Below are 25811 nucleotides of genomic sequence, written 5' to 3'. Positions count from 1 at the left end.
GAGCGGTCCTGGGCCGAGCGGTCCTAGCTGAGCGGGAAGACCCTCATCTGCTGCTCGTCCGTCAGGAAGTCCAGCAGCATCCGGTTCACCAGCTCGGGACGCTCCAGCGGCGCGACGTGGGAGGTGCCGGGCAGCACGGCGAGCTGGGAGTCCGGCAGGGCCCGGGCCATCGCGGCGCTGTGCTCCACCTCGACGCCGTCCCGGTCGCCCTGCATCACCAGCACCGGCACGGTGATCTTCGGCAGGTCGTCCAAGGTCAGCTGGGGCCCCTGGCGCCACATCCGGGTCAGCTTGTCCAGCACGACGGGGAAGTGCTCCGGCCCGTCCGGCGAGAGGATCTCGTAGGGCGCGAAGAACATCTGGGTCAGGACCTGGCGGCTCTCCTCGCTCCCGTCCACCAGCGCCTGGGTGTTCTGGGTGATGCCCTCGTCCGTTCCGGCACTGATCACGGCCAGCTTGGAGACCAGCTCCGGCCGGCGCAGGGCCAGGTGGAGGGCGACGATGCCGCCGTCGCTCCAGCCGACCACCCGGGCCGGGCCGATCCCGAGCTCCTCGATGAACGCGGCCATGTCGTCGGCCATCAACTGGTACGTGATGGGCCCTTCCGCGTCCTGGGTCCGGCCGTGACCGCGCCGCTCCGGGACGAGCACCCGGTAGTGCTCGGACAGCGCGGGAAGCTGGCCGCCCCAGCTCTCCGCCGTGACGGCGCCGCCGTGCAGGAGCACCAGGGGCTCGCCCTGCCCCTGGTCCTCGTAGTAGAGCCGTAATCCCCGCACGGTGATGTAGGCACCCATCTCCGGCCTCCTTCGGTTCTGTGCTGTCGCCATGGCGAGCCCGTCAAGGGCCGCGACGTCAACCGTGCCGTTGGCTGTCACCGGCAACCTATCAACCACCGCCCAGCGCGGAGGGGTTGTCGATACTTCGTGAACGGGGCCCCGGCCGTGCGCGCCGGGCACGCCCGGTACGCCCTCCCCGGGCGGGGGAGCGTACTGGGCGAGCCCGTGGCCCAGCGACCAGTCGGCCGGCGCGTTCTCCGTCAGGACGACGAACACGTTGCGCGGCTCGGTGCCCGCGTACGCCTGGGCGAGCTCGGCGATCCTCGCGTACAGGGCCCGCTTCTGCGCGTCCGTGCGCCCGGCGCGCAGCGTGATGGACACGTACACGATGCCCTCGTCCCGCCGCACCCCGAGGTAACCGCCGTAGCGCAGCGTGCCGTTGGTGCCGTCGTGCCCGACCAGCACCTGGAAGTGGTCGTCCGGGGGGATCCCGATCGCCTCCACCAGCGCCTCGTGCACGGCGCGCCCGAGGGCGTCGAGCCGCCCAGGACCGGCCCCCGACGCGTCGATGCGGACGAACGGCATGCCGACTCCCTCCCGTCCCCCATCTGTACGTACCAGTAGGTACAGCCTCGGACGGCTCCAGGGCAAGAGCCGACCCGGCGACCCGGTGTGCAAATCGTTACATTGAGGACATTTGGCAGCTGTGCCAGGCACCGTGCGTCCACGCAAAGAAGGCCGACCGCCTTCGGAAAGGGTCCCCATGCGCCCCGCCCTCAGCCCCGCCGTCCTCGCCGAACTGCGCCGGCCCCGGCCCTACCCGGCGGTGTCCGTCCTGATGCCCACCCACCGCCGCGAACCGGACAGCGCCCAGGACCCGGTCCGGCTGCGCAACCTGCTGGCCGAGGCCAAGGAGCGGGTCCAGGCCGACCCCCAGGTCTCCCGGGCCGACCGCATCGACGTCCTCCGACAACTCGACCGGGCGCTCGCCGAGGTCGACCTCGTCCACGCCGAGGACGGCCTGGCCGTCCTCGCCGCGCCCGGCGAGCACCGGGTGTGGTCGTTCGCCCGTACCGCCCCCGCCCGGGTGGTCGTGTCCGACACCTTCCTCACCCGCAACCTGGTCGCCGCCCAGGCCGCCGAGCGCCCCTACTGGGTGCTCGCCGTCGCCGCCGACCGGGCCGTGCTGTGGGGCGGCAACCAGGAGCGGGTCACCGAGGAGAGCGGCAACGGCTTCCCGCTGGTCCGCACCTACGACAACCCCGACCCCGAACGCCAGGAGCGCATCGGCGACACCCCCAGCACCTTCCGCGACGAGGAGACCAAGACCTTCCTGCGCCAGGCCGACACCGCGATCGGCAGGGTCCTGGCCGCCGACCCCCGCCCGCTGTACGTCGTCGGCGACGCCCCCGCCCTCGCCCTGCTGGACGCCGCCGGCCCCATCGCCAAGGAGGCCGCCGCCCAGATCACGCACGGCGGCCTCGCCCAGGCCGATGTCGCGACCGTCCAGCGGGTGGTCGCACCCGCCGTCCGCGCCCACGCCGAGCGCGAGACCGGCGACACCCTCGCCCAGCTCGACAAGGCCCGCGGCCGCCAGGAGTTCGCCGCCGGCCTCGACGAGGTCTGGCGGGCCGCCGGAGAGGCCCGCGTCGCCCACCTGGTGGTCGAGGAGAACTACCGCGCCACCGTCCGCGACGACGGCGACCACCTCGTCCCCGCCGAGGCCGGCGAGGCCGGCGCCCGCGAGGACATCGTCGACGAGGTCATCGAACGGGCCCTCGACACCGGCGCCCGGATCTCACCTTCGTCCCCGACGACACCCTCACCGACAGCCGGCGCATCGCCGCCGTCCTGCGCCACTGACCCCCGGCCCCGCCGCGCCCCGCCTCACGGCCGGGGCGCGGCGGCCTCCAACTCCTCGACACCGCCGGACATCACGGTCCGCAGGTGGCGCGTCAGGTGCTCCACCGGCCAGTCCCACCACGCGACGGCCAGCAGCCGTGCCACCTCGTCCTCCGCGTACCGCAGCCGGATCACCTTCGCGGGATTGCCGCCGGCGATCGCGTAGTCGGGGACGTCGGAGGTGACGACCGACCCGGCGGCGACGACCGCCCCGTTGCCGATCCGCACCCCCGGCATCACCGTCGTGCGGTACCCGAGCCACACGTCGTGCCCCACCACCGTGTCCCCGCGCCCCGGCAGCCCGGTCAGCAGGTCGAAGTGCTCCGCCCACGCCCCGCCCATGATCGGGAACGGGAACGTCGACGGCCCGTCCATCCGGTGGTTGGCGCCGTTCATCACGAACCGCACCCCCTCGGCGAACGCGCAGAAGCGCCCGATCACCAACCGCTCCGGCCCGTAGTGGTACAGCACGTTGCGCGTCTCGAAGGCCGTCGGATCGTCCGGGTCGTCGTAGTAGGAGTACTCACCCACCTCGATCAACGGCGAGGTCACCAACGGCTTCAGCAGCACCACCCGCGGCTGCTCGGGAAACGGGTGCAGCACATCCGGATCGGGCACGACGGGAACCACGAAGCCACCTCTTCCACACCGACGGAACCAACCCCCTCATGATCCACTGCGCCGCCCGCGGCTCCCGCCCGCCCCGGCCCGTCCTCGCCGAGCCGTAAATCACTTGGGCCGGCGCGCCGTTGGCTGCTACGGTCTGCGCAGCCGTGAGAGAGACGCGAGGAGGTGAGACCCATGAAGGCTGTATCCGTGTGGGTGCTCCCCCTTGTCGTCACGGTGGGCGATTGACGTTGGTGTCGCCCGGGAGCGCCTCAGACCAGGCACTTTCCGAAAGGCACCACCATGAACCCATCGCACTGCGCCCCCGACGGGCGGGACACCGACTTTCACGCCCTCACGCTCACCCGGGTCTCGGACACCGAGTGGCACGCCGTGGAGGACGACCGGGTGGTCGGCCGCGGCGACGCCTCGCGCCGGCCCGACGGGCGACTGTTCGTCAGCATCGACGCGTGGCACGGCAGGGTCTTCGACCAGATCGCCGCCACGATGCTGACCGACCTGCGGGCCCCGCTGCACACCGTGGTCGACGAGGACGACCACACCACGGCGGCCGCCTGGCGGCGGGCCGGCTTCACGACCGCGCACCGCGAGCACGGCTACCGGGTGCCCACCGACCCGCGGGTCACCGGGCTCGGCCCGGCGAGGCCCCCGGCGGGCGTCACGATCGTGCCCGCCGGCCTGGCCGAGGAGGGCCCGCTGCACGCCCTGGCGCGCGCCGTCCACGACGAGATCGAGGCCGGCGCCGGCTGGCAGTCGGTGCCGGCCCAGGTCCTGCCCCGCCCGGCGGGCACCCTCCTGGCCGACCCCGCGCAGTACGCGGTCGCGCGAGAGCACGACCGGTACGTGGGGCTGATCCGGGTGTCACCGCCCCGCCGCCCGCGCATCGGCCTGCTCGCCGTACGCGCCGAGCTGCACCGCCGCGGCATCGCCCGGGCCCTGCTGGCCCACGCACTGGAAGCACTGCACCGCGAAGGCACCGCCGAAGCATGGGCCGAGGCGGCGGAGACCAACACGGCCGCCACCGCACTCCTCCAGGGCATCGGCGCCCGCCGCACCGGCAGCACCCTGGAACTCGTCCGCCGCTGACGCGCCCCGGGCCACACGTCACGAATCGAAGAGGTGAAGGACCATGACCAAGACAACGAACGGCATCGAAGTCGAAGGCACCGTCGTCGAGTGCCTGCGCAACGCCAACTTCAAGGTGGAGCTCCCGAACGGGCACGTCGTGCTCGCCCACATCAGCGGGAAGGTCCGGAAGAACCACATCAAGATCCTCCCGCACGACCGGGTGCTCGTGGAGCTCAGCCCCTACGACCTCACCCGCGGCCGGATCCGCTTCCGCTACCGCAACTAGTGCCTGTCCCACAGCGGCCCCGGCGGCCCGGCACGCTCCCCCGTGGCGTGCCGGGCCACCACCGGCGGTTCTGCCGCGCCCGGGCCGGGCGGCCCGGGCGCGTACCGCGGTGTTCCTCGTGGAGGATGCCAGGCCGCGCTCCCGCCGTGTCGGCACCGCGTCGCCGCTTCCTTGGCAATGCGTCTACGCGCCCCCCGCGCCCACCGTGCCCGGACCCACTTCCCCCCGCGGCACCGGCCACTTGGCTAGACTGCCCCGGCCCGGTGTGATCAAGAAGGGACAGGGATGAGCATGGGGGAGACCTGGATGACCGCGACCGATCCCGACCCGGCGCAGCCGACCGGCCCGCAGATACGCCAGGACATCCCCCACAGCGCCCGCATGTACGACTACTTCCTCGGCGGCAAGGACAACTTCGCCGTCGACCGGGAAGCCGCCGAGCGCGTCCTGACCGCCTTCCCCACCATGCGCACCGCCGTCCGAGCCAACCGCACCTTCATGCACCGAGCCACCCGGGCCCTGGCCCGGCGCGGCCTGGGCCAGTGGCTGGACATCGGCACCGGCATCCCCACCTCGCCCAACCTCCACGAGGTCGCCCAGGCCGTCGAACCGCGCGCCCGCGTCGTCTACGCCGACAACGACCCCGTCGTGCTGGCCCACTCCCGCGCCCTGATGACCAGCACCCCCCAGGGCCGCACCGCCTACGTCCACGGCGACGTCCGCGACCCCGCCTCGATCCTGACCACCCCCCAGGTCGCCGAGACCCTCGACCTGACCCGGCCCGTGGTCCTGTCGATGGTCGCCCTGCTCCACTTCGTCCCGGACCTCGACGACGCCCACGCCATCGTCGAGCACCTCCTGGACCCCCTGCCGTCCGGCTCCGCCCTGGTCCTCTCCCACGCCACCGCCGAACTCGACCCACCCGGCGCCTCCAAGGTCGAGGAGATCTACAACCAGGCCGGCACCTCCCTGCGGCTGCGCCCCCGGGCCGAGTTCGCCACCTTCTTCGAGGGCCTGGACCTCCTCGACCCGGGCATCGTCCCCGCCCACCGCTGGCACCCCGACGGCACCGACGGCACCGCCGACCTGCTGCCGGCCACCGTCACCGACGCCCAGGTCTCCTTCTACGCCGGCGTCGCCCTCAAGCCCTGACCCCCGGCCCTGACCCCCGATCCCCGGCCCCTGACCAGCCGTCCGCGGAACCGACCCCGCCTGATCACCGACGCCCTCTCCCGCGCCGAGGAGGACTGAGGCGGTTCCCCTCCGATCGCGGGCCCGCCCGACTGTTACATGACAGTGACATTCCGCACACAACCGGTGGCTCCGGGTGAGACGTCTTCAGGAAGGACAGTGCCCGAACCGCACCGACGGTGCCTCGGGCCGAACGACCACCTCCCCCTGAAAGGGGTGCACCCGTGATCGTCACCGAGCGGAACTCCCTGCGCCTGGCCGCCGCCGTCGCCGCCCTCGGCGCGCTGCTCCTCGGGACGGCGGGCACCGCCATGGCGGCCGCCCCGGCCGCCCCGGCCGCCTCCGCCGCGCCCGTCGCCTCCGTCGCCTCCGCCTCCGTGTCCGCCGGCATCACCGCCAAGCCGTCGGTCACCTCCGTCCAGGCCTGGCAGCCGTTCCGGGTCACCGGCACCACCACCGGCCTCAAGGCCGGGAGCACGGTGACCCTCCAGCAGAAGCAGCACGGCACGTGGGTCACCCTGCCCGCCTCCGTGCACACGACCGGCAACGGCTCCTACTCCCTCGGCGTGAAGCTCGGCATCAAGGGCCTGAACGAGCTGCGCATCGTCAGCGGGAACACCGCCTCGCCCGTGTTCACCGTCACCGTGCGCTGACCCGCACCCCTGCGGCGGCGGCCCACCGGGTGCGGCACATCCGGACCCACCCGGCGGGCCGCCGCCGCGCGCGGCCGGTCCTACCCGGACGGCGGCGCCCTCCCGGCGTCCCCGTCCCCGTCCCCGTCCCCGTCCTCGAACTCGACGCTGACGCGCTGCTCCGGCCGCCGCTCCTCCTGGCGCGCGATGGACGACAGGATCTCCTGGTCCGGCCCGGTCAGCGGAGGCTTCAGGATGCGTACTTCTCGATCACCCCGATGACCGTTCCGGGGGCCCAGTGCCGCTGCTGGGCACGGTCGAGCGCGCAGTGCGCGTTCGACGGGGTTCATCTGCCACCTCCGGGCCGGGGACCGTCCGTTCGGCGTGCGCCTGCCCACCGCCGCGCCGGCCACCGCCCGCGCGTACGGGCCGGCCCCGCGGTGGCCCGCGGCCACCTGCATGTGTCCGTGTTCGACACGATGGGCCACGGCCTCGCCTCCGGCGGCGCCGGCTCCGCGGCCCCGGCCGCCTGCCGCTCCACCCGGCGCTCCGGCGGCGGCCCGGCCGACATCGCCCGCACCATCGACCGCGCCCCTCGCCCGCTGGATCCCGGACCGACCGCTCACCGCCGTCGTCGCCGACCTCGACACCGCCACCGGCGCCCCGTCCCGGGGCGCCCGCGGCCACCCGCCGCCGCTGCGCATCCGCGGCGCCCGCGTCGACCCCGACGCCCTGCGGCGGCGCCCCGAACTGCCCCCGGGCCCCGGCTTCCACGAGCACGGGCCGCCCCCGTCCACCGCACCGGACGCACTGTCAGTGCCCCCGCATAGTGTGGGAACCACGACGGAGAGGGCGCCGGAAAGGCGCCCGGAAGGCCCGCCGAAAAACCACCGCCGAAAAACAGGGGGGCACACCCATGTCCGCGAACCGGATCAAGCACAAGGTCAACCACGTCTCGCTCGTGGTCGACAAGTCCGGCTCGATGCGCCAGCACCAGGCCCAACTCATCCGCGTCGTCGACGAGTTCGTCAAGGGCCTGCAGGAGGAGTCCGACCGCCTCGGCCACGAGACCCGGATCAGCCTCTACGCATTCGACCACGAAGTGCAGAACCTCGTCTGGGACATGGACGTCAAGCACCTGCCGTCCCTTCGCGGCCTCTACCGCGTCGACAACGGCGCCACCGCGCTCATCGAAGCCGCCGTGAAGTCCGTCGACGACCTGAAGAACATCTGGGAGGGCTACGGCGAGCACTCCTTCCTCCAGGTCGTCGTCACCGACGGCGAGGAGAACGCCTCCGGCTTCTCCCAGACCGGCCAGATGCACACCCGCATGAACGCCGGCCAGGGCACCACCGTCCTGCGCACCTGGCGGGACCGCATCCAGGGCGCCATGGACGACCTGCCCGACCACTGGACCTCGGCCATCCTCGTCCCCAACTCCCTGGCCAAGCGCACCGCCCAGGAATACGGCTTCCCCGCCGGCAACATCGCGATCTGGGACGCCGACTCCAGCAAGGGCGTCGAAGAGGCCATCGGCACCGTCAAGTCCGCCGCCACCAGCTTCCTGCGCGGCCGCGAACAGGGCGTGCGCGGCACCAAGAACCTCTTCGCCATGGGCCAGGACCTCAACACCGCCGAGGTCAGCGCCAAGCTCGACGCCCTCGACACCGGCAAGTACATCCTGATCCCCGTCGACCAGCCCACCCCCATCCGCGACTTCGTCACCAGCGCCGGCCACCGGTACAGGACCGGCTGCGCCTTCTACGAGCTCTCCAAGCGCGAGAAGATCCAGGGCAACAAGCAACTCGCCGTCGCCGAGAAGGACCCGGCCACCGGCCGGATGACCGGCCGCGTCTTCTCCGGCCCGGCCGCCCGCCAGCTCCTCGGCCTGCCCGCCGCCGAAGCCACCGTCAAGCCCGGCGAGAACCCGGCCTACACCGTCTTCGTCCAGTCCACCTCCGTCAACCGCAAGCTCGTCCCCAACACCAAGCTCCTCGTCATCCTCTGACCCTCCCGCACCGCTCCCGGCACCGGTCCGCCGGGGCGCGGCCGGGGACACGCACCGGGGCCGGGAGGGTGACGGTGTCTCCAATCGGCGCACCGCCGTGGTACCAAATCCCCGGTCAGCCGGTGTGGGACGTTTGGGACGGGTGCGATCGGGCCTTGTGCCGGGGCGGTCCGCGGGCACACTGGCGGGACCGGCGGCAGTTGACCGAGTCCTGCCGGCGGCCCCCCTGCCTGACGAAGCACCACGGACCTGGAGAGCCTTCTGTGAGTACCCTCCTGCCCACCCGGCGCCGGTTGTCGCTGGGCCTGGCCCTGGCGGCCCTACTGACGGGCGTCGGCGCGTACACCGCCGCGGCCGCACCCGCCACGACCGCGCCGAGCCCGATACCCCTCACCTCCCCGTCCTGCCCGGCCAACCTGGTCCAGGGCGAGGCCGACGGCTGCGTCACCCAGCTCCAGCTGGAGCTCAACCTGACCGGCGCCCGCCTCACCGTGGACGGGCAGTTCGGCCCGGCCACCGGCACCGCCGTGCGCACCTTCCAGGCCGCCCACGCCCTGACGGCCGACGGCATCGTGGGCCCGGCCACCAAGTCGGCCCTCGACGCGGCGGCCGCCGCCTCCGGCACCGTCGACCTGCGCACCCAGTGCGGCGACCTGCAGACCGGCGCCACCGGCCCGTGCGTCAGCACCCTGCAGACGATGCTCAACACCTTCCACGCGGGCCGCCTCACCGTGGACGGGCAGTTCGGCCCGGCCACCGACACCGCCGTGCGCAACTTCCAGGCCGCCCACGCCCTGACCGTCAACGGCGTCGTCGGAACGGCCGTCAAGAACGCCCTCTACACCAGCACCCCCGCCCCGCTGCCCAGCGGCGACGTCGACCCCACCAAGGTCCTGAACGCCGCGAAGAGCTACCTCGGCGTCCCGTACGTGTGGGGCGGCGGCCACTCCCTGCGCGGCGAGGGCCCCGGCCCCTCCCTCGGCACCTGCGACGGCTACACCGGCTCGATCCAGCCCTGCCCGGCCAACACCACGGCCGGCCTGGACTGTTCGGGCCTGGTCCGGGCGGCCTTCTGGTTCGGTGCCGGCATCGACCTCGCAGGCGGCGGCGACACCACCGAGCAGACCCTGGACCGCCACCTCATCCCGATCACGGAGTCCCAGCGCCGCCCCGGCGACGTCGAGTACTTCGGCACGGACGCGCACAACACCACCCACGTCGTGCTCTACGCCGGCACCGACCCGGCCACCGGCGCGGACATGATGTACGAGGCGAAGGAGACGGGCACCAACGTCCACTACGTCGGCCTGCGCACCGGCGGCTACTGGTACCACGTCACGGCCTGACACCCGCACCCCCCGTCGCACGGGCCAGGACAACCGCCGTGCGCGCGCGGCCGACGCGCCGCCGACGGCGCGTCGGCCGACCGCGTCGGCCGTGGCGGCCGCCAGCATGGGGGGCATGAAGACCGTCCTGCGCTGTGCGGCCGCCCTGGTACTGGCCATGGCCCCGGCCGGCCCGGCGGCCCCGCCCGTCCGGGCCGAGGCGGCCGGAGGCTGGGCGGCGCTCGCGCCCGCAGTCGGGTACCGGGAACTGACGGTGCGCACCGCCCACGGCGCCGCGAGGGTGCACGCCGTCCGCGCCGACCTGCGCCGCCCGGGCGTACGGGCGGACCTGCTCTTCCCCGGCGCGGTGGCGGCCCGGGCGCCGCTGACCCGGCTGGCCGGGGAGCGCGGCGCGGTGGCGGCGGTGAACGGGGACTTCTTCGACATCACCGAGGCGCAGCACCCGGGCGTCCAGGCCACCGGGGCGGCCTCCGGACCGGCCGTCCACCAGGGCAGGGCGCTGAAGGCGGCGGTCCCGGAAGCCCAGCGGTTCGGCTGGCGCCCGCCGCCGGGCGACAGCGACCGGGACGTGCTCGGGGTCGGCGTGGACGGGGTGGCCCGCACCGCACGCCTGACGTTGCGGGGCCACCTGTGGACCACACACGGCGTCCGGCCGTTGGGCGGGCTGAACCAGTACGCCCTCCCGGTCGGTTCGATCGGCGCGTTCACCTCCGACTGGGGCGGGGCCTCCCGGGCCCGGGCGGCCTGCGGGAACGACGAGTCGCGTCAAGCCCCCTGCACCGCGGACACCTGGGAGGTGACGGTCCGCCACGGCAGGGTGGTGGCGGCCTCCGCGACCCCGGGCAGCGGCCCGATCCCGGCCGGCAGCACCGTACTGCTCGGCCGTGAAGCCGGGGCCCGGGCGCTGGCCGGGCTGCCCCTCGGCTCGTCGGTCGCGGTGGACTACCGCCTGGCGTCGAGTGAACCGGTGCCCTTCGCCTTCGCCCTGGGCGCCTACCCCCTGCTGCGGGGCGGGAGCCCACTGGCCGGGCTGGACTCCACCGACATCGAACCGCGCAGCGCGATCGGTCTCGCGGACGGCGGCCGCACGCTGACGCTGCTGTCCACGGACGGCCGCGAGGGCACCTCCACCGGCCTGACCCTGACCGAACTCGCCCGGGTGGTGAGCGATCTCGGCTGCCCGGACGGCGTCTACCTGGACGGCGGCGCCTCCGCCACCCTGGTCGCCCGCGACCCCGCCACCGGACACCTCACCGTGCGCAACCACCTCGACCACGACCAGGAACGGCCGGTCCCCAACGCCCTCGCCGTCTTCGCCGGACAGCCCCCGACGCGCCCCACCCGCCCCGCACCGCATCCCGCCCCCACCGCCACCGCAACCGCCGCCGCACCCGCGTCCTGACCTGCCGCCATGGCCCCGACACGGCAGGGCGAAGTGTCAGGGGAACGTCCGGCGAACGTCGTTCTCCGCCGTGCCGGTGCACGGGCACGCTGTTGTGCGGACGAGCGAGGGGCAGAGCGGTCGTCCGAACCCGCCGGCAATCAGCCACCGAACACCAGGAGACACTGATGATCAGGAAGCGCACCGCCGTCCGCCTCGGCGCCGTCGCCGCCACCACCGCCATCGGCCTGGGCCTCGGCGTCGGGGTGGCGTCGGCCAACACCACCTACCCGGCCAACGTCCCCGGTTGTGCCGGCGGCATGGTGGTCTCGTACTACAGCGGGCACGACCACGTGCAGGGCTACGTGACCTCCACCACCGGCGACTCCTGCAGCGTGGCCCTGCAGCAGTCGAACGGCGGGAGCTCCAGCAACTGGACCAACGTCGGCACGGCCAAGACCGACACCCTCCTGGACGCCGGGATCACCTCGTACGTCGTCGTGTGCAACATGGACACCGGCCGCTGCGCCACCAGCGCCTCGTACTGACGGGCGCCGCCGGTACGTCGATCAGATCTTCGCTGTACGGGCCGGCCTGTCCCGGCACGCGAAGCGCGGTGCGAGAGGGGGAGCCGACGTACCGCACGGCCGCACGCACCGCAGCCGCGACACACACCACCGCCGCGGCCCTGCCCGCGGGCAGGGCCGCGGCGGTGGCCGCGGACCGGATCGGCGTCAGCCCGGACGGACCGTCACGCGAAGCGGGAGCTGCGGACCGGCCCGGCGGAGCGGACGCCGTCACGCGGGCCCGCCGCGGGCCAGCCCACCGCGCGGGCGGCGAAGGCCGTGAGGACGTCGTCCGTGTCGGGCGGGGTCCGGCCGTCGCCCTCCGGGGCGGTCGGGGAGGCGGCCAGGACCGCCCCGGCGAGTTCCTCGGCCGAGCGCCGGTCGGGCTCGGCCTCCTGCGGTTCGCCGTCCTCGCCGCACCGCAGCCCCGGCTCCCACGGGGCGCTCACGATCTGCCCCAGCAGCGTGGAGACGTCGGCCGTCACGGCCGGCGGGTCGGTCCAGCAGGTGGCGTGCTCGAAGAGCAGCTGCCCCTGCGCCCGCTCGTTCAGCTGCGCCACCTCGGCGGGATCGCACTCGTTCAGGTCGTACGCGACCACCAGCACGCCCGCCGCACCCGGCCGGTACGGCGCCGCCGGTACGCCGAGCAGCTGCGCCGCCGCCAGCCCGAGCGCCCGGCTGCCCCGGTCGGCCAGCAGCCCGACCGAGGCGGGCTCGCGGCCGGTGGCGGCCAGCACGGTGCGCAGCCGTTCCAGGCCGTAACGGCAGAGCCCGAAGTCGTCCTGCAGGTACGCCCAACGGCCGGTCATGCCCTGGTCGAACCCGTGCGGCGACAGGGTGGTGAGCAGGCCGCCGGTGAGCACGTAGTGCCAACCGCGCAGGTCCTGGTCGTCGACCGGCGGCAGAGCCCGGGCCCGTTCCAGCATCCGCCCGACCCGCTGCGCGGGGCCGGCCCAGACCCCCTCGGGGGCCGACAGCCCCTGGTACACCTCGCGGGCCAGGGGTATCCGGCCGGCCATCAGCGCGTTGTAGACCGTCAGGTACCGGTCCGGCCAGTCGCCGAGGCGGGCGTCGTGCTCACGCAGGACGGCCAGTGCCTCGGTGTGCCGCTCACAGCCCTCCAGGGCGGAGACCAGCTCCAGCAGCACCTGGCGCAGGCCGGGCTGCTGGGCGGCCTGCGGCTTGGGCCTGCGGCGGAACAGGCCGGTGCGCGCCGTGGTGGTGGGCGGCGCCTGGACCAGCCGCAGCGCCTCCCGCAGCGCGGGGACGGCCACCGCGTCGATGCCGCGCTCGACGCAGGCGTAGCCGTAGGCGTAGAGCCGGTCGGCCTGCCCGGGCCCGGCCGCCAGTGCTGTCGAAGCCTGTGCCAGGTCCTCGAAACCGGCGTCCTCGGCCAGCCTGGCCACCAGTGGTGCGGTTTCGGCGGGCGGGAGCCGGTCGGCCGCGGAGCGCAGCACCCGCATGGATCCCTGCGAGTCGCCGGTCTCGAAGAGCTCCCAGGCTTCGGACAGTTCGGTGGCCATGTGTCTCCGGGGGGCGGGGGTGTCAGGACCCCAGGATGATCGTCTGCGGACCGCCGCCCGGGCAACTCGATTTCCGTGCCGCCGGGCAACTGCGTGTGCGGTCGGTCGACGCATGGAGAAGGGCGGCCTGTGTTCGTCGCAGGGCGGGCGGCCCGGCTCCGGAGAACGGACGGGGGTCAGGCCGCGGCGCCCGGGTCCGCCGGCCCGCCGTCAGCCCTGGTCGAAGACGTTCGGCAGCCCCCGGCGGTAGCGGCCCTCGTCCTGCTGCTGCAGGGCGGCCAGTTCCGGCGGCCGGTACAGCGGCCACACCGTGCAGCGCGGGGCCGGCGAGGCGTCCGCGTCGAGCAGGGCGTTGACCGCCCGGCGGGCGGATTCGTTGGCGCCCTCCATGGTGGCCAGGTCGATGTCGGTGGCGACGTAGTCGCCGGCCAGGAAGAGGTTGGGGACGGCCGTCGCGGCGGACGGACGGTTGTACAGGGTGCCCGCCGGGTGGATGAGCAGCTGCTCGCGGTTGGCCGGGGCCGGGCCGCCGAGGCCGGTGACGGCCGGGTCGATGAACCAGGTGAGCAGGTCCGCGTCGTCCAGGACGCGCCGGCCGCCGCTGTTGAGGGAGTCCTTGAGCTGGGCCCAGGTCTCGCGCACCACCTCCTCGCGGGAGCACTTGAGCGCGGGCTTGCCGTAGACGATCCCCGGGGCGTCCCACTGCGAGACGATCGCCGAGAGGCAGTCGGCCGCCTGCCCGTCGCCGTAGTCCCGCCGGAAGTCCCGGTCGCGCCAGAACTGGGCCTGGCCGACGCAGGTGACGGCCCAGGGGGAGTCGACCAGGTCGACGTGGCCGTGCACGATCGGGGTGCGAGCGCGCAGGTAGAACTGCACGCCGACCATCCAGTCGGTGCGCAGCCGGTCGCAGCGCGCGAGTTGGGGGTCGGCGGCGCGCAGCGCGGGGCCCCAGGTGGCGCGGGCGTGTTCGACCGGCATCGCGCTGACGTAGTGGTCGGCGAGCACAGGGGTGCTGGCGTCCCGCAGCCGCACCCCGGTGATCCGGCCGCCCGCGTACAGCAACTCCTCTACCTCGGTGCCGAGTTCGAAGCGGACGCCGAGGGAGCGCAGCCGGTGCTCCCAGGGGCCGATCCAGGCCTCGCCGATCGGTGCGTTGAGGACGCGGTCCGGTTCGCCGTCGTTGCCCCGGCCCAGGACGTTGTGGACGAACGCCTGGAGGATCCGGGCGACGGTGCGGGTGCTGGCCTCCTCGGCCCTGGTCGCGACGATGTTGCGGGTGATGCCGACGCCGAGCAGCCGCTGGTAGTCGTACGACATCTCGCCGGCCCGGATGAACCGCCACCACGGGACGCGCTCCCACTGCTCGTAGCGGCGCAGCTCGCAGCTGGTGAAGTGGACCAGCAGCCGGTTGGCGAAGTACGCCACCTCGGTGGCCGGCAGGTGCAGGGCGGTGTCCAGCAGGCCCGTCAGGGTCTGGAGCAGGGCGTCGGGCAGCAGCTCGCCGAGCACCGGCGGCGCGGACACGGTGCGGAACGGCAGCCGCAGCGCCGGTCGCCCTCCGGCGCGGGGGAACAGTTCCTCGGTGGCGTCCACCAGGTTGTCGTGGACGGTGCGGCCGGGTGCCCCGGCGGGCAGCGGGATCCGGCGCAGGGTGTCGGGCAGGTTGCGGTAGAAGCCGGGGAAGAAGCGGAAGCCGTGCTCGCCGGGCAGCGGCCGCCGCCCGCCCCGGGCGGTGCCGGGCACGTCCATGCTGCGGGCCTTGCCGCCCAGTGCCCCGTTGCGCTCGTAGACCGTCACCCGGTAGCCGCGCTCGGCCAGTTCCTGCGCCGCGCTCAGACCGGCGACCCCGCCGCCGAGCACGGCGACCCGCCGTCCCGGCTGCCCCGCGGACCCTCCCGCCGCCCGCGCCCGCGCCGGGCCGCCCCCGGTCGGGCCGAGGTCGAGGCCGAGACCGGCGGCCGTCGCGGCCGCCCCGGTGAGCAGGGCTCGCCGGGTGTGCGCGGCTGCTGTGATCGTTCGCATGCCCCGTCAACGAGCGGGTGCGGGCGGCGGGCACGGCCGCGGGCGCGGTCAGCCGATCGGTGGTGCGAGGTACTCCAGCGCGTAGCCGTCGCCGCGGGGACGCGCACTCACGCGGGCGATGCCGGGTGAGTCCAGGTGGGCGCCGGCCACGAAGTGGTGGGGCAGGGTCAGTCGTTCGAGCAGGGCCGCTCGTGCGGTGCGGGCCCGGGACCGGTCGCCGTCGAACTCCCAGGTCACGTCCGGCCGGTCGAACTGGAGCGTGGGAACGTGCACGGTGTCGCCCCAGACGAGCAGGTGGCCGGTGCCGCTGCGGATGTCGTAGACGGTGTGGCCGGGGGTGTGGCCCGGTGCCGGGAGCGCGGTGGCCCAGTCGTTGATCGCGGTCTCCTCCGAGACGGGGACGACCCGGTCGCGGAGCGGTGCGAGGCGCCCCGTGAACACCGAGGCGTCGCCCGCGCCGATCCACACGCGCTCCAGGCCGCTGAACGCCTGCGAACCGTCCGGCGCGATCAGGCCGCTCACGTGGTCCTCGTGCCGGTGGGTGATGGCCACGTCGGTGACGCGCGCGCGGTCGATCCCCGCTTCGTCGAGCGCGTCGTAGATCAGTCCCATGGTGGGGTCGTGCCAGACGTCGGACGCGCCGGTGTCGACGAGCAGCGAGCGCGTGCCGTCGGTGACGTGGAAGGCGTTGACCGACAGCCGCAGGTTGTCGCCGGCCAGCGGGACGGCGGGCGGCAGCACGTCGAACGTGCGCCCGTCCTCGCCGCGCAGCCGGGTCGGCGGCATGTCGATGTAGCCGTCCCGCAACGAGGTCACCCGCAGGCCACCGAATTCGAACGTGGCATGGTGCCGGCCACGAGAGATCAGACGCATGGAACCTCCGTCGTGTGGGACGCACATCGCGTATCTCCTAGAGAAGACTCTGTCTCCTATCGAAGAAACACTACACTCTGAGCAGCGAGGCATCCATCGATCGAGGAGCACGGTGGTCGAGCAAGACGGGACCGCGGCCGAAGCGCGGCACGGTGACGACCTGGCCGGGGCGTTCGGCGGCAACGTACGGCGACGCCGCGAGGAGGCGGGCCTGACGCTGGAGCAGCTGTCCACCCGGTCGTCGGTCAGCCGGGCGATGCTGTCCAAGGTCGAACGCGGTGAGAAGAGCCCGACGATCGGCGTCGCCTCCCGGATCGCCCACGCGCTCGACGCCTCGCTCTCGGACCTGGTCGGCGCCCCGGACGCCGCCGCGGCCGGCGTGGCCATCGTCATGCGCAGGAACGACCGCCCCGTCTTCCGCGACCCGCAGACCGGCTTCGAGCGGCACATGGTGTCGGCGGCCCCGGGCGCGGGGGGAGCCGAGATGATCGTCCACCACCTCCCCGCACGGGTCTCCACCGGGCTGCTGCCCGCCTACCCGCCGGGTACGGAGAAGCAGCTCGTCGTGCTGGCGGGCACCCTCACCGTCGCGATCGGCGGAATCAGCGAGACCCTGCACACCGGCGACTCCCTGTTCCTCCAGGCCGACACGGACCACGGCTTCGCCAACCCGACCGACACCCCCTGCGAGTACATCATGGTCATCTCGCGCAGGACCTGACCGGCGGCAGGCCGCGTCCGACCTGCCCGCCGGCGCCGCCGCTCACACCGGGCGGCCGGCCGCCCGGGCGAGTTCCGCGATCTCGTCGATCGGCCTTCCGGTGTGCAGGGCGAGGGTCCGCGCGACGAGGTCGGCGAGGTCGGGCCAGGGCATGTTCCCGTGCGCGTTGTACAGCGCGACCAGGCCGTGCAGGGCGGTCCAGAGCAGCAGGCCCGCCTGCCAGTCCTGCTCGGGCCCGCGACCGCCCCCGCCTTCCGGCCGGTTGCGCCGGGCGCCGGCCAGCGCGGCGACGACGGATCCGAGCAGTTCCTCTCCCGCGCCGTGCGCGTTCGTGGGCACCAGCTCGGCGGGCATCCCGCCGCCGAAGAGCGTGCGGTACTCCCCGGGGTGGCCGACCCCCCAGTGCACGTAGGCGGCGCACCGGCCCACGAGCTCCGCCAGGGGCCCGTCGGCGCCGTCCGCCGCCGCGCGCATGGCCGCCGCGAGCTCGTCGTAGCGCAGCCGCAGCACGTGCTGGACGAGCGCGCCGAGGTCCGGGAAGTGCCCGTAGATGCTCGCGGGGGCGACGCCGACCTCGCGGGCGACCTGCCGGAGGGTGAGCGTCTCGGGCCGTTCGAGCGTGGCCAGCAGCCGGGCGGCGGCCTCCACCAACTCGGCCCTGAGCGCCTGCCCCTGGCCCCGTGGGTTCCGTCGGCGCGGGGCGGCCTCTTCGCTGCTCACAGGCGTACTCCCGGCGTTCGGCAACAGCCGTTCACTCTACCGCCGCCCGCGTGCCTTCCTCCACATCCCTGCCGCCCGCTCGGCCCCGCCCCGCCGCCAACTCGCCCTGCTCCCGGCCCTCCCCGCCTTGACAGCACTTACCAACACTTGTTCACTTAAGTAGCCAACAGGTGTTCAGTCATTGGGAGGAAGCATGCGCATCGCCGTACTCGGGGCGACCGGCAGGGTCGGGCGCCTCGTCGTCGGACAGGCCCTGCGGCGCGGGCACGAGGTCGTCGCGCTGACCCGCCGACCGCAGAGCGCCCCCGAGCCCGGACAGCCGGGCGTCGAAGTCCGCCGGGCCGACGTCACCGACCCCGCCGCCTTCCCGGACCTGACGGACGTCGACGTGGTCGTCTCCGCGCTCGGCATCGGCAAGGGCGACGGCCCGGGGGCGCTCGTCGCCGGCGCGAAGGTCCTCGCCGGCGTCCCGGTGCGCACCCTGTGGCTCGGCGCGCTCGGCTCCGGCCCCTCCGCCGGCGCCGGCGGAGGGATCTACCAGTGCGTCATGAAGGCGTTCGTCGGCCGGGAGCTGACGGAGAAGGCCGCCGCGGACGCGATCGCCCTCGGCGCCGGCGCGACCGTCTTCCACGCCCCCGACCTGTGGAGCGGCGGCGTCAGCGCCGGCCGCCGCAGCATCCCGCTGGAGGACTACGCGAAGCCCCTCCTGCCGCCGCACGCCTCCCGCGCCACCGTCGCCGCGCTGATGCTCGACGAGGCCGAGCGCCCGACCCGCGCAGCGGGGATCCTCGTCCCGGTGGGACGCCCCTGATGCGCGGGTACATCGCCGTCGAGGAGGCCATCGCGATCCCGGGCCTCGCCGGGCGGCGGCCGCCCTTCCCGGTGCCGGACACCATCGATCCGGCCTTCCTCGCCGACATGGCCGCACGGCTGCCCGACGTCACGCGGTACCGGCTGCCCGACATGGACGCCAACGGCATCGCCCTGCAGGTGCTCTCCCTCACCGTCCCCGGCATCGAGGCGGAAACCGACCCGGCCCGCGCCGTGGACAACGCCCGCTACGTCAACGACCGCCTCGCCGAGATCGTCGACGCCCACCCCGGCCGGTTCGCCGCCTTCGCGGCGCTCCCGCTCCAGGACCCGGCCGCCGCCGTCACGGAACTGCGCCGAAGCGTCGAGCAGCTCGGGTTCAAGGGCGCGCTCGTCAACGACCACATCCAGGGCCGCTACCTCGACGACCCCGCCTTCGACGGGATCTGGGCCGCACTGGGCGACCTCGGCGCACCGCTGTACCTGCACCCCGGCATGCCGCCCGCGGACCGCTGGCACGTCCTCGACGCCCACCCCGAGCTGGACGGCGCGCTGTGGAGCTGGCAGGCCGCCACCGGCGGCCACGCCATGCGCGTGATCATGTCCGGCGTCTTCGACCGGCACCCGGACGCGACGATGGTCCTCGGGCACGCCGGCGAGTTCCTGCCCTTCCAGCTCTCCCGCTTCGACTCCCGCTACGCCACCCTCACCGTCCCGCACCCGCTGCGGCGCAAGCCGTCCGGGTACTTCGGGACGAACGTGCTCGCCACCACCGGCCCGACGGGCGCGGTCAGCCAGTCCACCTACGACGACCTCGGACGGCGCATCACCAGCACCCAGCTGGAGCGCTACCCGGCCGCAGCCGCCTACACCAGCACGTTCACCTACGACGACGCGGGCAACCAGCTGACCTCCACGACGCCCGGCGGCGCCGTGAGCAAGGCCACCTACAACGCCGTGGGCCAGCTGCTCAGCGCCATCGACCCGACCGGGGTCACCGTCCGCTCCGCCTACGACGCACTCGGCCGTACCAGCCGGGTCACCAAGGCCGACGGCACCGCGACCGTCACCGGCTACGACCGGCTCGGGCGGGTGCTGAGCACGTCCGACGTGGACACCTCGGGAGCCACCGTGGCGACCCAGTACGCCACGTACGACCCGGAGGGGAACGTCATCACTGCCACTGACAAGGTGGCGAGCAGCGCCGACATCGCCGCGCACGTAAGGCAGTTCACCTACAACCCGGCTGGGTTGCCCGTTCAGCAGGTCGAACCCGTTGCCGTCGGGCAGACGATCACCACGTCGGTCGGCTACGACGCGGGCGGGCGTAAGACCCGCTGGACCAACGGCAAGAACGTCCCGGTCTACTACACGTACAACTCTCTCGGTCTCCCTGAGTCCACCGTCGAACCGCCGACTACGGCCCACCCGACGACCGCCGAGGGCCTGTTTACCACCAGCTACGATGCCGCCGGACGGGCTGTCACCCTGACCGAACCGGGCGGAGTGGTCCGCCACCGCAGCTACGACGGCATGGGCAACCTGACCCAGGAGACCGCCACCGGCGCCGAGGTGACGACAGCCAACCGCACCCTCGGCTACGACGCCGCAGGCCGCCTGATATCCGTCGGCACCGCCGGCACCACGCCTGACACCTACAGCTACAACGACCGTGGCCAGCTCCTCACCTCCGCTGGCCCTGGCGGCACCGGCAGCTACACCTACAACGCCGACAGCCGGATGACCGCCCGCGCCGACGCGGCCGGCACCACCTCGTTCGGCTACAACACGGCCGGGCAGCTCACCAGCGCGACCGACCCGCTGACCGGGGCCGTGGTCGGCTTCGACTACGACACGGCCGGGCGGCTCACCACCGAGCGCTACGGCGTCGGTGGCGGCACCCGCACCTACGGCTACGACAATCTCGGGCGGCTGCGCGACGACACCGTCAAGAATCCGAGCGGGGCGACGGTCGCCTCGATCGGCTACGGATACGACCTCAACAGTCGACTGACCACCAAGACCACCACCGGCACCGCCGGGGCCGCCACCAACCAGTACGGCTACGACCTCGCCGGGCGGCTCACCTCCTGGAGCAGTGGTCCGAACGCGACCGCGTACACCTGGGACGCGGCAGGCAACCGCACCTCGGCGGGCGGCGTCACGTCCACCTTCGACGAGCGTAACGAGCTCATCAACGACGGCACCACGACGTACAGCTACTCGGCCCGTGGCACCTTGACGGGCAGTGTGGCCAAGGACTCCCAGCCCAAGGACGTCCAGTTCGACGGCTTCGACCGGATGATCAAGGAAGGACCGTCCACCTACACCTACGACTCGCTCGACCGCGTCGCCCAGACCGGCAACACCACCTTCACCTACGACGGCGGCTCCAACAACGTCGTCACCGACGGCACCGCCAGCTACACCCGCACCCCCGGCGGCGGCCTCCTCGGCACGGCGAGCACGGGCGCAACGCCCAACCCGCGCCTGGTGATCAGCGACCAGCACACCGACGTGGTCGCCACGATCGACCCCAGCGGCAAGAACGTTGCCGGCTCAACCGCCTACGACCCTTTCGGCAAGCCCATGGCCAGCGTGGGCGCGACCAACTCCCTGGGTTACCAGGGCGGCTGGACCGACCCGGCCTCCGGTGACGTCAACATGGCCGCCCGCTGGTACCGCCCCGGCAGCGGCACCTTCGCCTCCCGCGACTCCTGGCAGCTGGGCACCAACCCGTCCGTCCAGGGCAACCGGTTCATCTACGGAAACGGCGACCCGATCGACTCGACGGACCCGTCGGGACACAGCCCCTGCGAGACCATTCGACACTGGGTCCCCTGGCGCATTCCGCTCGTCTGCATCCCCGATGAACCCATCAACCTCAGGAAGTTGACGGGACAGCCGGAACATCCGGAAGACTTCACTGGCGGGGATTGGGCCGGGGGCGATGATGATCCACCCGGCAAGCCACAGATCAACTGTGACAAGTACTGGTGGACGACCGACTGCGGCGGCCCCGGCTACCGGCCGGCTCCCCCGGCCCAGCCGGTATCAACGACCATAACCGAGACCCTCATCGACTGGAGCGGCTCAGACGGTGGGGGAGGCCGCAGCCGCCCGGGCCCGGGCCACAAGCGGCCCGTGCCTCGGCATCACCCCGGCCCCACCCTGCCCAGGCCCAAGCCGCCAACGGACACCCGCCCGATCAACGACAACGACCGCCCGCACGCCTTCAGCGACCTGATCGACTTCGCTACCGACACCATCGTCACCGTCGGTACCGCTTTCGTCACCGCCGTGGCCGTCGAAGGCACCCCGATCGTCGTCGGCACTGCTTCTCTCGTCGGCTCCGGCATCGTCGCCGGCACCGGCGCCCTGATCGACCTTGGCGAGGACGTTTACAACGCCATCAACGGCGGCAGCGGCAACCCCGCGCCCGCCCCCACGCCCACCCCCGCTCCGCCGACCCGCCCGTGGCCGATCCCGTTGCCCCTGCCCGACCCTGGGCCGACCAACCCGGGCCCCGGGGGGAGCGGCAACCGGCGCGTCCCCACCTGCGAAGACCTGAAGCCGTCGGGCGCTGTGCCCCTGAACGGTGGTGGATGGGTCAAGTACCTGGATCCGGATGCCGAGGGCCGTAACACGGGAGTCAACGCCTGTCTCGAAGGCAAGCCCAGCTCCAGTAGGGGGGAGTCTGCGACCAGGGCCGGCAACATTCCGGGCTGGACCGACGCCCAGACGCGGGCGACCGCCCTCGGGTTTACTTCGAGGTCTGATATCGCCCGCTGCCACTCCGTGCCGCGCATGGCCGGCGGAACGGCGGACGAGCGGAACCTGACGCCGTGCTTCCAGCATGGGGCCAACACCAACCAGCGAACCGGCGGCAGAATTACCAACAGCATGCGGGCGTTCGAGATCAGAGCCGAGAACGTTATGGAAAAGGGCCCTGTGCTGTACAACGTGTTTACGCAGTACAACAGCCCCAGCAGTACCATTCCGAATGGGTGGGGGATGTCGCTCCATGCCTGGGACGCCAACACCGGCTTGCCCACGGACCCTGGAACCCCTTGGACGGTTGTGGACAACGCTACATACGGTCCCAAGGGATATGTGAATTTGGGAAACTAGCCGACGGCGAGACCGGCTGATGATGGGAGTAGACGTGAACATCGAGGAGATGCTGGACCGGCTCGGCGCGGTGATCGGGCCGCCGCCCCCGGATGGAGTGGTCCCGGTCCCGTGGGAGCTCGGGCCAGAGGTGCTCGGTTTCCAGCTACCCGCGGACTACCGAGCGTTCGCTGACCGGTACGGGATGGTCAGCATCCGAGACGAGCTGCACATCTACACACCATCGGAAGCGCCCACTCCCAAGACCGAGCAGCCGCTTGGCTTCGAGGGGTTCCTCTACTACACGACGGATCCCTATGGATACTGTGCCATGCTGGCCCAGGCCTACCGGGATGGGGACTACGACGAGTGCCCGTATCCGCTGTTCCCGGCTGAGGGCGGGCTTCTAAAGTGGGGTAACAACTGGAGCTCCGACCAGTTCTTCTGGCTGATGCGGGGCCCGGATCCGGACCGGTGGCCGGTCGCTGCCAAGTTCGACTCGATGCGGGAGTGGGACCTGTTCGAGGGCGGTTTCCTGGAGTTCCTGTTTGCGGCGGTGACGGAGCAGTATCCGTACCACGAGGACGTTGTCCCCGGTGGGACGAAACAGGTCGGTGATGGCCGTGCTTATCGCTGCTGGGGTGACTGGTCGAAGCAGCTCTGGTAGCCAGCAGTGGGAGCGGGACCGCTGGGGCGAGCGGGTGGGCACGTCCTGCCAGACGGAGGAGTCCGACCGGAAACGGGCCCAGTTCGCCGCCGCCGCGCCGCCGTCGACGTCCTCGACCGGTTCCTGGGCGGCCCCAGGTGACCAGAGCGCCGGAAACGGTCCGCGGGGCCTCGTCTCAACCGCCACCATGCCGAGCTGCCGCTGGACGGCGCGCCGGCTGTGCCCCGCGGCCAGCAGGGCGTGCACCTCGGCGTGCCGGGTCCGGGTGCGGTCGGCGAGCCGGTGGCCGGTCAGCCAAGGCTGGTCCACGTTCTCCTCGCGGCCTGCGGGCTCGACGATGACGTCTCGACCGGGCAACGGTGTTGCGGCGCGCCCGCGGTGGCGAGGAACGCGAACGGCTGCTCCCGGCGGAGCGCTCGCTCTTCCAGGAGCCGCCGTCCTCGGAGCCCGATCTCCCCGCCAGAGCGCCGCCGGTGCGCGCAGGCCGCTCGGTCCCGGCGGGCTCACCTTCACCGCAGCCGGTTAGTCCGCCGCAGTCGGGCCGGTGAGTTTCGCCCGCCGAAACTCCCCACCGCAGGTCACAGCAGTGGCCCGCCACCCCGGGCAGGGAGCGACGGGCCACCGGGCCGCACGGCTACGCCTGGAACTCAGCGCTCTTCACGCCGTAGAACGTGGCGTTCGCCGGCCGGTTCTTCTCCAGCTCGTCGGCCAGCTGCGTCCACCCGTCACCGCGCCGCACCACCCCGAGGAACTTCCCCAGCGCCTCCTTGTCGTCCCACAGCTCCTGCGCCGCGCTGATGATCAGCGACTTGAGCCGCTCGTTCTCGCTCACTGCGTTCCCTCCCGGTCGTTGGACAGACACAGCCCTACCCGTTGGTGATCGCCAATGAACACGGAGTCAGCGCGGGCTGCGGCCGGCCGCCGCCAGACCGAGCACGCGGGCGGCCTCCATCACGGCGGCCAGCACCGGCAACTCGCTCTCGAAGTCGCCCAGCACCGAGGAGGGCATCGCCGCGGCCATCGAGCACACGGTGACCAGCGCGATCCGCTCGCCCATCACCAAGACGGGCAGACCGTCGGCGACCACGCTGCCGGCGACGACGTCGGCGCCGAGGTCGTACGCCAGCTCCTCGTCGAGCTGCCCCTCGCCACCGGGACGACCTCCCGCCCGGCGGCCCGCTCCACAGCGTCGGCCGCGCGCCCCAGTACCGCGCGGTGCCCCGCCTCCGGCTGCCGGGCCGCGAGCTCCCGCACCCACTCGGCCGCCCGCCGGCCCGCCTCCGACGCTTCGGCGAGCACCTCGTTCACCGCATGCTGCTCCCGCTGCTCCTGGTCCTCGTTCTCGGCGGCGGGCTCGGCGGCCACCGGCAGGACGGTCATGTTCGTCATGACCGGTGAACTCACCAGCACCGTCAAGGTCACGCAAGGCCGGTGAGTTTCGCCCCGCAAGGGCGGTGAGTTCCGCCCCGCCAACCTTTCCACCGCAGGTCAGCCCGTACGCGGCTGCGCCCCGCGCCACGCGCATCCCGCACCATGCGCATGGCGCCGGCCGCCGTCCGCACGACGCTGCGCCGCACCCCGCAAAGGGCCGGTGAGTTTCTCCGCGCACCGGTGAGGTCCGCCCCGCAAGGCGGTGAGTTTCGCCCCGCCGAAACTCCCCACCGCAGACATCGCACGCGATTAAGAGTCAAGCGGGGTGGGTTGATCATCGGCCCGGGTTGGCGGGTTGCCAGGTGAGATCAAGTGCACCATCGACTGTGGCGTTGCGGGATTCCTGGGAGCCGCCGAGGGCTGCGTGGCTCAGCAGCGCGGGCGTGCCGGCCTCCAGCGCGTTGGCGATATCTTGGAGCATCGAGGTGACCGAGGCCCACTGGGGGACGTCCAGGATCCAGGTCTCGTGGTCCCAGAGGAGTACCGCGCCGTGGGTGTCGCCGGGTCGCATGTCGACGACCAGCCCGTCGCCACCGGGGCTCAACGCGATCGGCATGAACTCACGCAGGTAGCGCGTCTCGGGCTGGCCGTTCTCGTTGAACGACTCGCCTTCCTGCTCGGCGACCAGTAGCCAGATCCCATGCGTCTCCAGGGCCTCGTCCAGCGAGACCGGGGCGAACGCCTCCGGAATCCAGTAGCTCGCGCTGACACCGGGCAGCAGCCACCAGGCCCGAAGGTCGGCAGGCAGGGGCAGGCCGAGGTCCGCCTCGAACGCGTCCAGGCGGGCGGCATCCAGCGCTGGTCTCGCCGGGCCTCGTCGGGTGTGCGCGGTGAGCCAGGTGTCGACGCGGCTCCAGGAGGTCGGGACGTCGTGATCAGCGGTTGTCATGGCGGGCAGTCTGCCTCACGGGGGTGTCAACGGCTGAAGCCGTGAGCACTCTCAGCGAAGTAACTGGTCAAGCCGCGGCTGCGGTGAGAACTGGTGCGGGAAAGGCGGTGTTCTCGTCGAACCGTTCGTGGTGCTGGAGGCAGTGGTGGAGCTGTCCGAGCAGGCGGTTACTGACCTCGGCGCTTCAAGGTGATGGCGGTGGGAGGTCGAGGGAGAGTCCGGTTCCGGTGAGGAAGCCGTCGAGGATGTCGGAGCGGTACTG

Annotated in this window: 22 protein-coding genes and 2 pseudogenes; 13 read left to right on the top strand and 11 right to left on the bottom strand. The window is 72.9% G+C overall.

Annotated features, from left to right (window positions below; translation table 11 throughout):
* Window positions 1–23: 23 nt before the first annotated feature.
* Both ACFV1W_RS35700 and ACFV1W_RS35695 read right to left on the bottom strand, forming a co-directional pair.
* Window positions 24–956 carry an alpha/beta fold hydrolase gene (locus ACFV1W_RS35700; RefSeq protein WP_380421427.1) on the bottom strand — a complete coding sequence of 311 codons (933 nt, stop codon included), beginning with the start codon at window positions 954–956 and terminating at the stop codon, window positions 24–26.
* Between the two features lie 24 nt (window positions 957–980).
* Window positions 981–1361 (bottom strand): annotated as a pseudogene (locus ACFV1W_RS35695) (tautomerase family protein); the annotation flags it as partial.
* A 178-nt stretch (window positions 1362–1539) separates the two neighbouring features.
* On the opposite strand from ACFV1W_RS35695, the pseudogene ACFV1W_RS35690 reads away from it, so the two are divergent.
* Window positions 1540–2639, top strand: a pseudogene (locus tag ACFV1W_RS35690) (chemotaxis protein).
* A 24-nt stretch (window positions 2640–2663) separates the two neighbouring features.
* Here ACFV1W_RS35690 and ACFV1W_RS35685 read toward each other — a convergent pair.
* On the bottom strand, window positions 2664–3308 hold the full coding sequence (locus ACFV1W_RS35685) for a CatB-related O-acetyltransferase (RefSeq protein ID WP_380421426.1): 645 nt from the start codon (window positions 3306–3308) through the stop codon (window positions 2664–2666).
* Between the two features lie 279 nt (window positions 3309–3587).
* Between ACFV1W_RS35685 and ACFV1W_RS35680 the strand changes: the two genes are divergently transcribed.
* The 8 genes from ACFV1W_RS35680 to ACFV1W_RS35645 all read left to right on the top strand — a co-directional run bounded on the left by ACFV1W_RS35680 (window position 3588) and on the right by ACFV1W_RS35645 (window position 11765).
* The gene (locus ACFV1W_RS35680) at window positions 3588–4391 is read left to right on the top strand and encodes a GNAT family N-acetyltransferase (RefSeq protein ID WP_380421425.1); all 804 of its coding nucleotides are present in this window, start codon (window positions 3588–3590) and stop codon (window positions 4389–4391) included.
* 43 nt (window positions 4392–4434) lie between these two features.
* A complete protein-coding gene (infA, locus tag ACFV1W_RS35675) occupies window positions 4435–4659 on the top strand; it encodes a translation initiation factor IF-1 (protein ID WP_380421424.1) in 225 nt (74 codons plus the stop codon).
* Window positions 4660–4965: 306 nt separating this feature from the next.
* Window positions 4966–5811 (top strand): SAM-dependent methyltransferase, encoded by an 846-nt coding sequence (locus tag ACFV1W_RS35670; RefSeq protein WP_380421423.1) that lies wholly within the window; start codon window positions 4966–4968, stop codon window positions 5809–5811.
* 263 nt (window positions 5812–6074) lie between these two features.
* Window positions 6075–6503, top strand: coding sequence for a hypothetical protein (locus tag ACFV1W_RS35665; protein ID WP_380421422.1), 429 nt, complete (start codon window positions 6075–6077; stop codon window positions 6501–6503).
* Between the two features lie 895 nt (window positions 6504–7398).
* Complete coding sequence (locus tag ACFV1W_RS35660; protein ID WP_380421421.1) at window positions 7399–8490, top strand: VWA domain-containing protein; 1092 nt, start codon at window positions 7399–7401, stop codon at window positions 8488–8490.
* Between the two features lie 263 nt (window positions 8491–8753).
* The gene (locus ACFV1W_RS35655) at window positions 8754–9836 is read left to right on the top strand and encodes a peptidoglycan-binding protein (RefSeq protein ID WP_380421420.1); all 1083 of its coding nucleotides are present in this window, start codon (window positions 8754–8756) and stop codon (window positions 9834–9836) included.
* Between the two features lie 115 nt (window positions 9837–9951).
* A complete protein-coding gene (locus ACFV1W_RS35650; protein ID WP_380421419.1) occupies window positions 9952–11238 on the top strand; it encodes a phosphodiester glycosidase family protein in 1287 nt (428 codons plus the stop codon).
* A gap of 167 nt (window positions 11239–11405) precedes the next feature.
* Entirely contained in the window at window positions 11406–11765 is a 360-nt protein-coding gene (locus tag ACFV1W_RS35645; protein ID WP_380421418.1) for a hypothetical protein, read from the top strand.
* A 203-nt stretch (window positions 11766–11968) separates the two neighbouring features.
* Here ACFV1W_RS35645 and ACFV1W_RS35640 read toward each other — a convergent pair whose 3' ends face one another.
* The 3 genes from ACFV1W_RS35640 to ACFV1W_RS35630 form a co-directional block, all read right to left on the bottom strand.
* A complete protein-coding gene (locus tag ACFV1W_RS35640) occupies window positions 11969–13306 on the bottom strand; it encodes a hypothetical protein (RefSeq protein ID WP_380421417.1) in 1338 nt (445 codons plus the stop codon).
* A 210-nt stretch (window positions 13307–13516) separates the two neighbouring features.
* Entirely contained in the window at window positions 13517–15328 is a 1812-nt protein-coding gene (locus ACFV1W_RS35635) for an FAD-dependent oxidoreductase (protein WP_380421416.1), read from the bottom strand.
* Window positions 15329–15376: 48 nt separating this feature from the next.
* The gene (locus tag ACFV1W_RS35630; protein WP_380421415.1) at window positions 15377–16201 is read right to left on the bottom strand and encodes an MBL fold metallo-hydrolase; all 825 of its coding nucleotides are present in this window, start codon (window positions 16199–16201) and stop codon (window positions 15377–15379) included.
* A 112-nt stretch (window positions 16202–16313) separates the two neighbouring features.
* On the opposite strand from ACFV1W_RS35630, the gene ACFV1W_RS35625 reads away from it, so the two are divergent.
* Window positions 16314–16922 carry a helix-turn-helix domain-containing protein gene (locus ACFV1W_RS35625; protein WP_380421414.1) on the top strand — a complete coding sequence of 203 codons (609 nt, stop codon included), beginning with the start codon at window positions 16314–16316 and terminating at the stop codon, window positions 16920–16922.
* A gap of 42 nt (window positions 16923–16964) precedes the next feature.
* On the opposite strand, the gene ACFV1W_RS35620 is transcribed toward ACFV1W_RS35625, so the two are convergent.
* Complete coding sequence (locus ACFV1W_RS35620; protein WP_380421413.1) at window positions 16965–17642, bottom strand: TetR/AcrR family transcriptional regulator; 678 nt, start codon at window positions 17640–17642, stop codon at window positions 16965–16967.
* 193 nt (window positions 17643–17835) lie between these two features.
* Between ACFV1W_RS35620 and ACFV1W_RS35615 the strand changes: the two genes are divergently transcribed.
* From ACFV1W_RS35615 to ACFV1W_RS35605, 3 genes are read left to right on the top strand one after another with little or no spacing between them, the layout of a single operon-like run.
* A complete protein-coding gene (locus ACFV1W_RS35615; RefSeq protein ID WP_380421412.1) occupies window positions 17836–18453 on the top strand; it encodes an NAD(P)-dependent oxidoreductase in 618 nt (205 codons plus the stop codon).
* Window positions 18453–22583, top strand: a complete 4131-nt coding sequence (locus ACFV1W_RS35610) for an amidohydrolase family protein (protein ID WP_380421411.1) — start codon at window positions 18453–18455, stop codon at window positions 22581–22583. The genes ACFV1W_RS35615 and ACFV1W_RS35610 overlap by 1 nt, the downstream gene beginning before the upstream one ends.
* 34 nt (window positions 22584–22617) lie before the next feature.
* Window positions 22618–23229 carry a hypothetical protein gene (locus ACFV1W_RS35605; protein WP_380421410.1) on the top strand — a complete coding sequence of 204 codons (612 nt, stop codon included), beginning with the start codon at window positions 22618–22620 and terminating at the stop codon, window positions 23227–23229.
* Between the two features lie 634 nt (window positions 23230–23863).
* Here the strand turns inward: ACFV1W_RS35605 and ACFV1W_RS35600 are convergent.
* From ACFV1W_RS35600 to ACFV1W_RS35585, 4 genes are all read right to left on the bottom strand, one after another.
* Window positions 23864–24061, bottom strand: a complete 198-nt coding sequence (locus ACFV1W_RS35600) for a hypothetical protein (RefSeq protein ID WP_043478193.1) — start codon at window positions 24059–24061, stop codon at window positions 23864–23866.
* Between the two features lie 66 nt (window positions 24062–24127).
* Entirely contained in the window at window positions 24128–24286 is a 159-nt protein-coding gene (locus ACFV1W_RS35595; protein ID WP_380421409.1) for a hypothetical protein, read from the bottom strand.
* Window positions 24286–24618 carry a hypothetical protein gene (locus tag ACFV1W_RS35590; protein ID WP_380421408.1) on the bottom strand — a complete coding sequence of 111 codons (333 nt, stop codon included), beginning with the start codon at window positions 24616–24618 and terminating at the stop codon, window positions 24286–24288. The genes ACFV1W_RS35595 and ACFV1W_RS35590 overlap by 1 nt, the downstream gene beginning before the upstream one ends.
* Window positions 24619–24934: 316 nt before the next feature.
* Complete coding sequence (locus ACFV1W_RS35585) at window positions 24935–25549, bottom strand: SMI1/KNR4 family protein (RefSeq protein WP_380421407.1); 615 nt, start codon at window positions 25547–25549, stop codon at window positions 24935–24937.
* Window positions 25550–25811 lie beyond the last annotated feature (262 nt).

The organism is Kitasatospora sp. NPDC059648 (assembly GCF_042734825.1).
Classification (GTDB): Bacteria; Actinomycetota; Actinomycetes; order Streptomycetales; family Streptomycetaceae; genus Kitasatospora.
The sequence above is the reverse complement of the archived record's forward strand: the minus strand, read 5'-3'. Positions and strand labels throughout refer to the sequence as shown.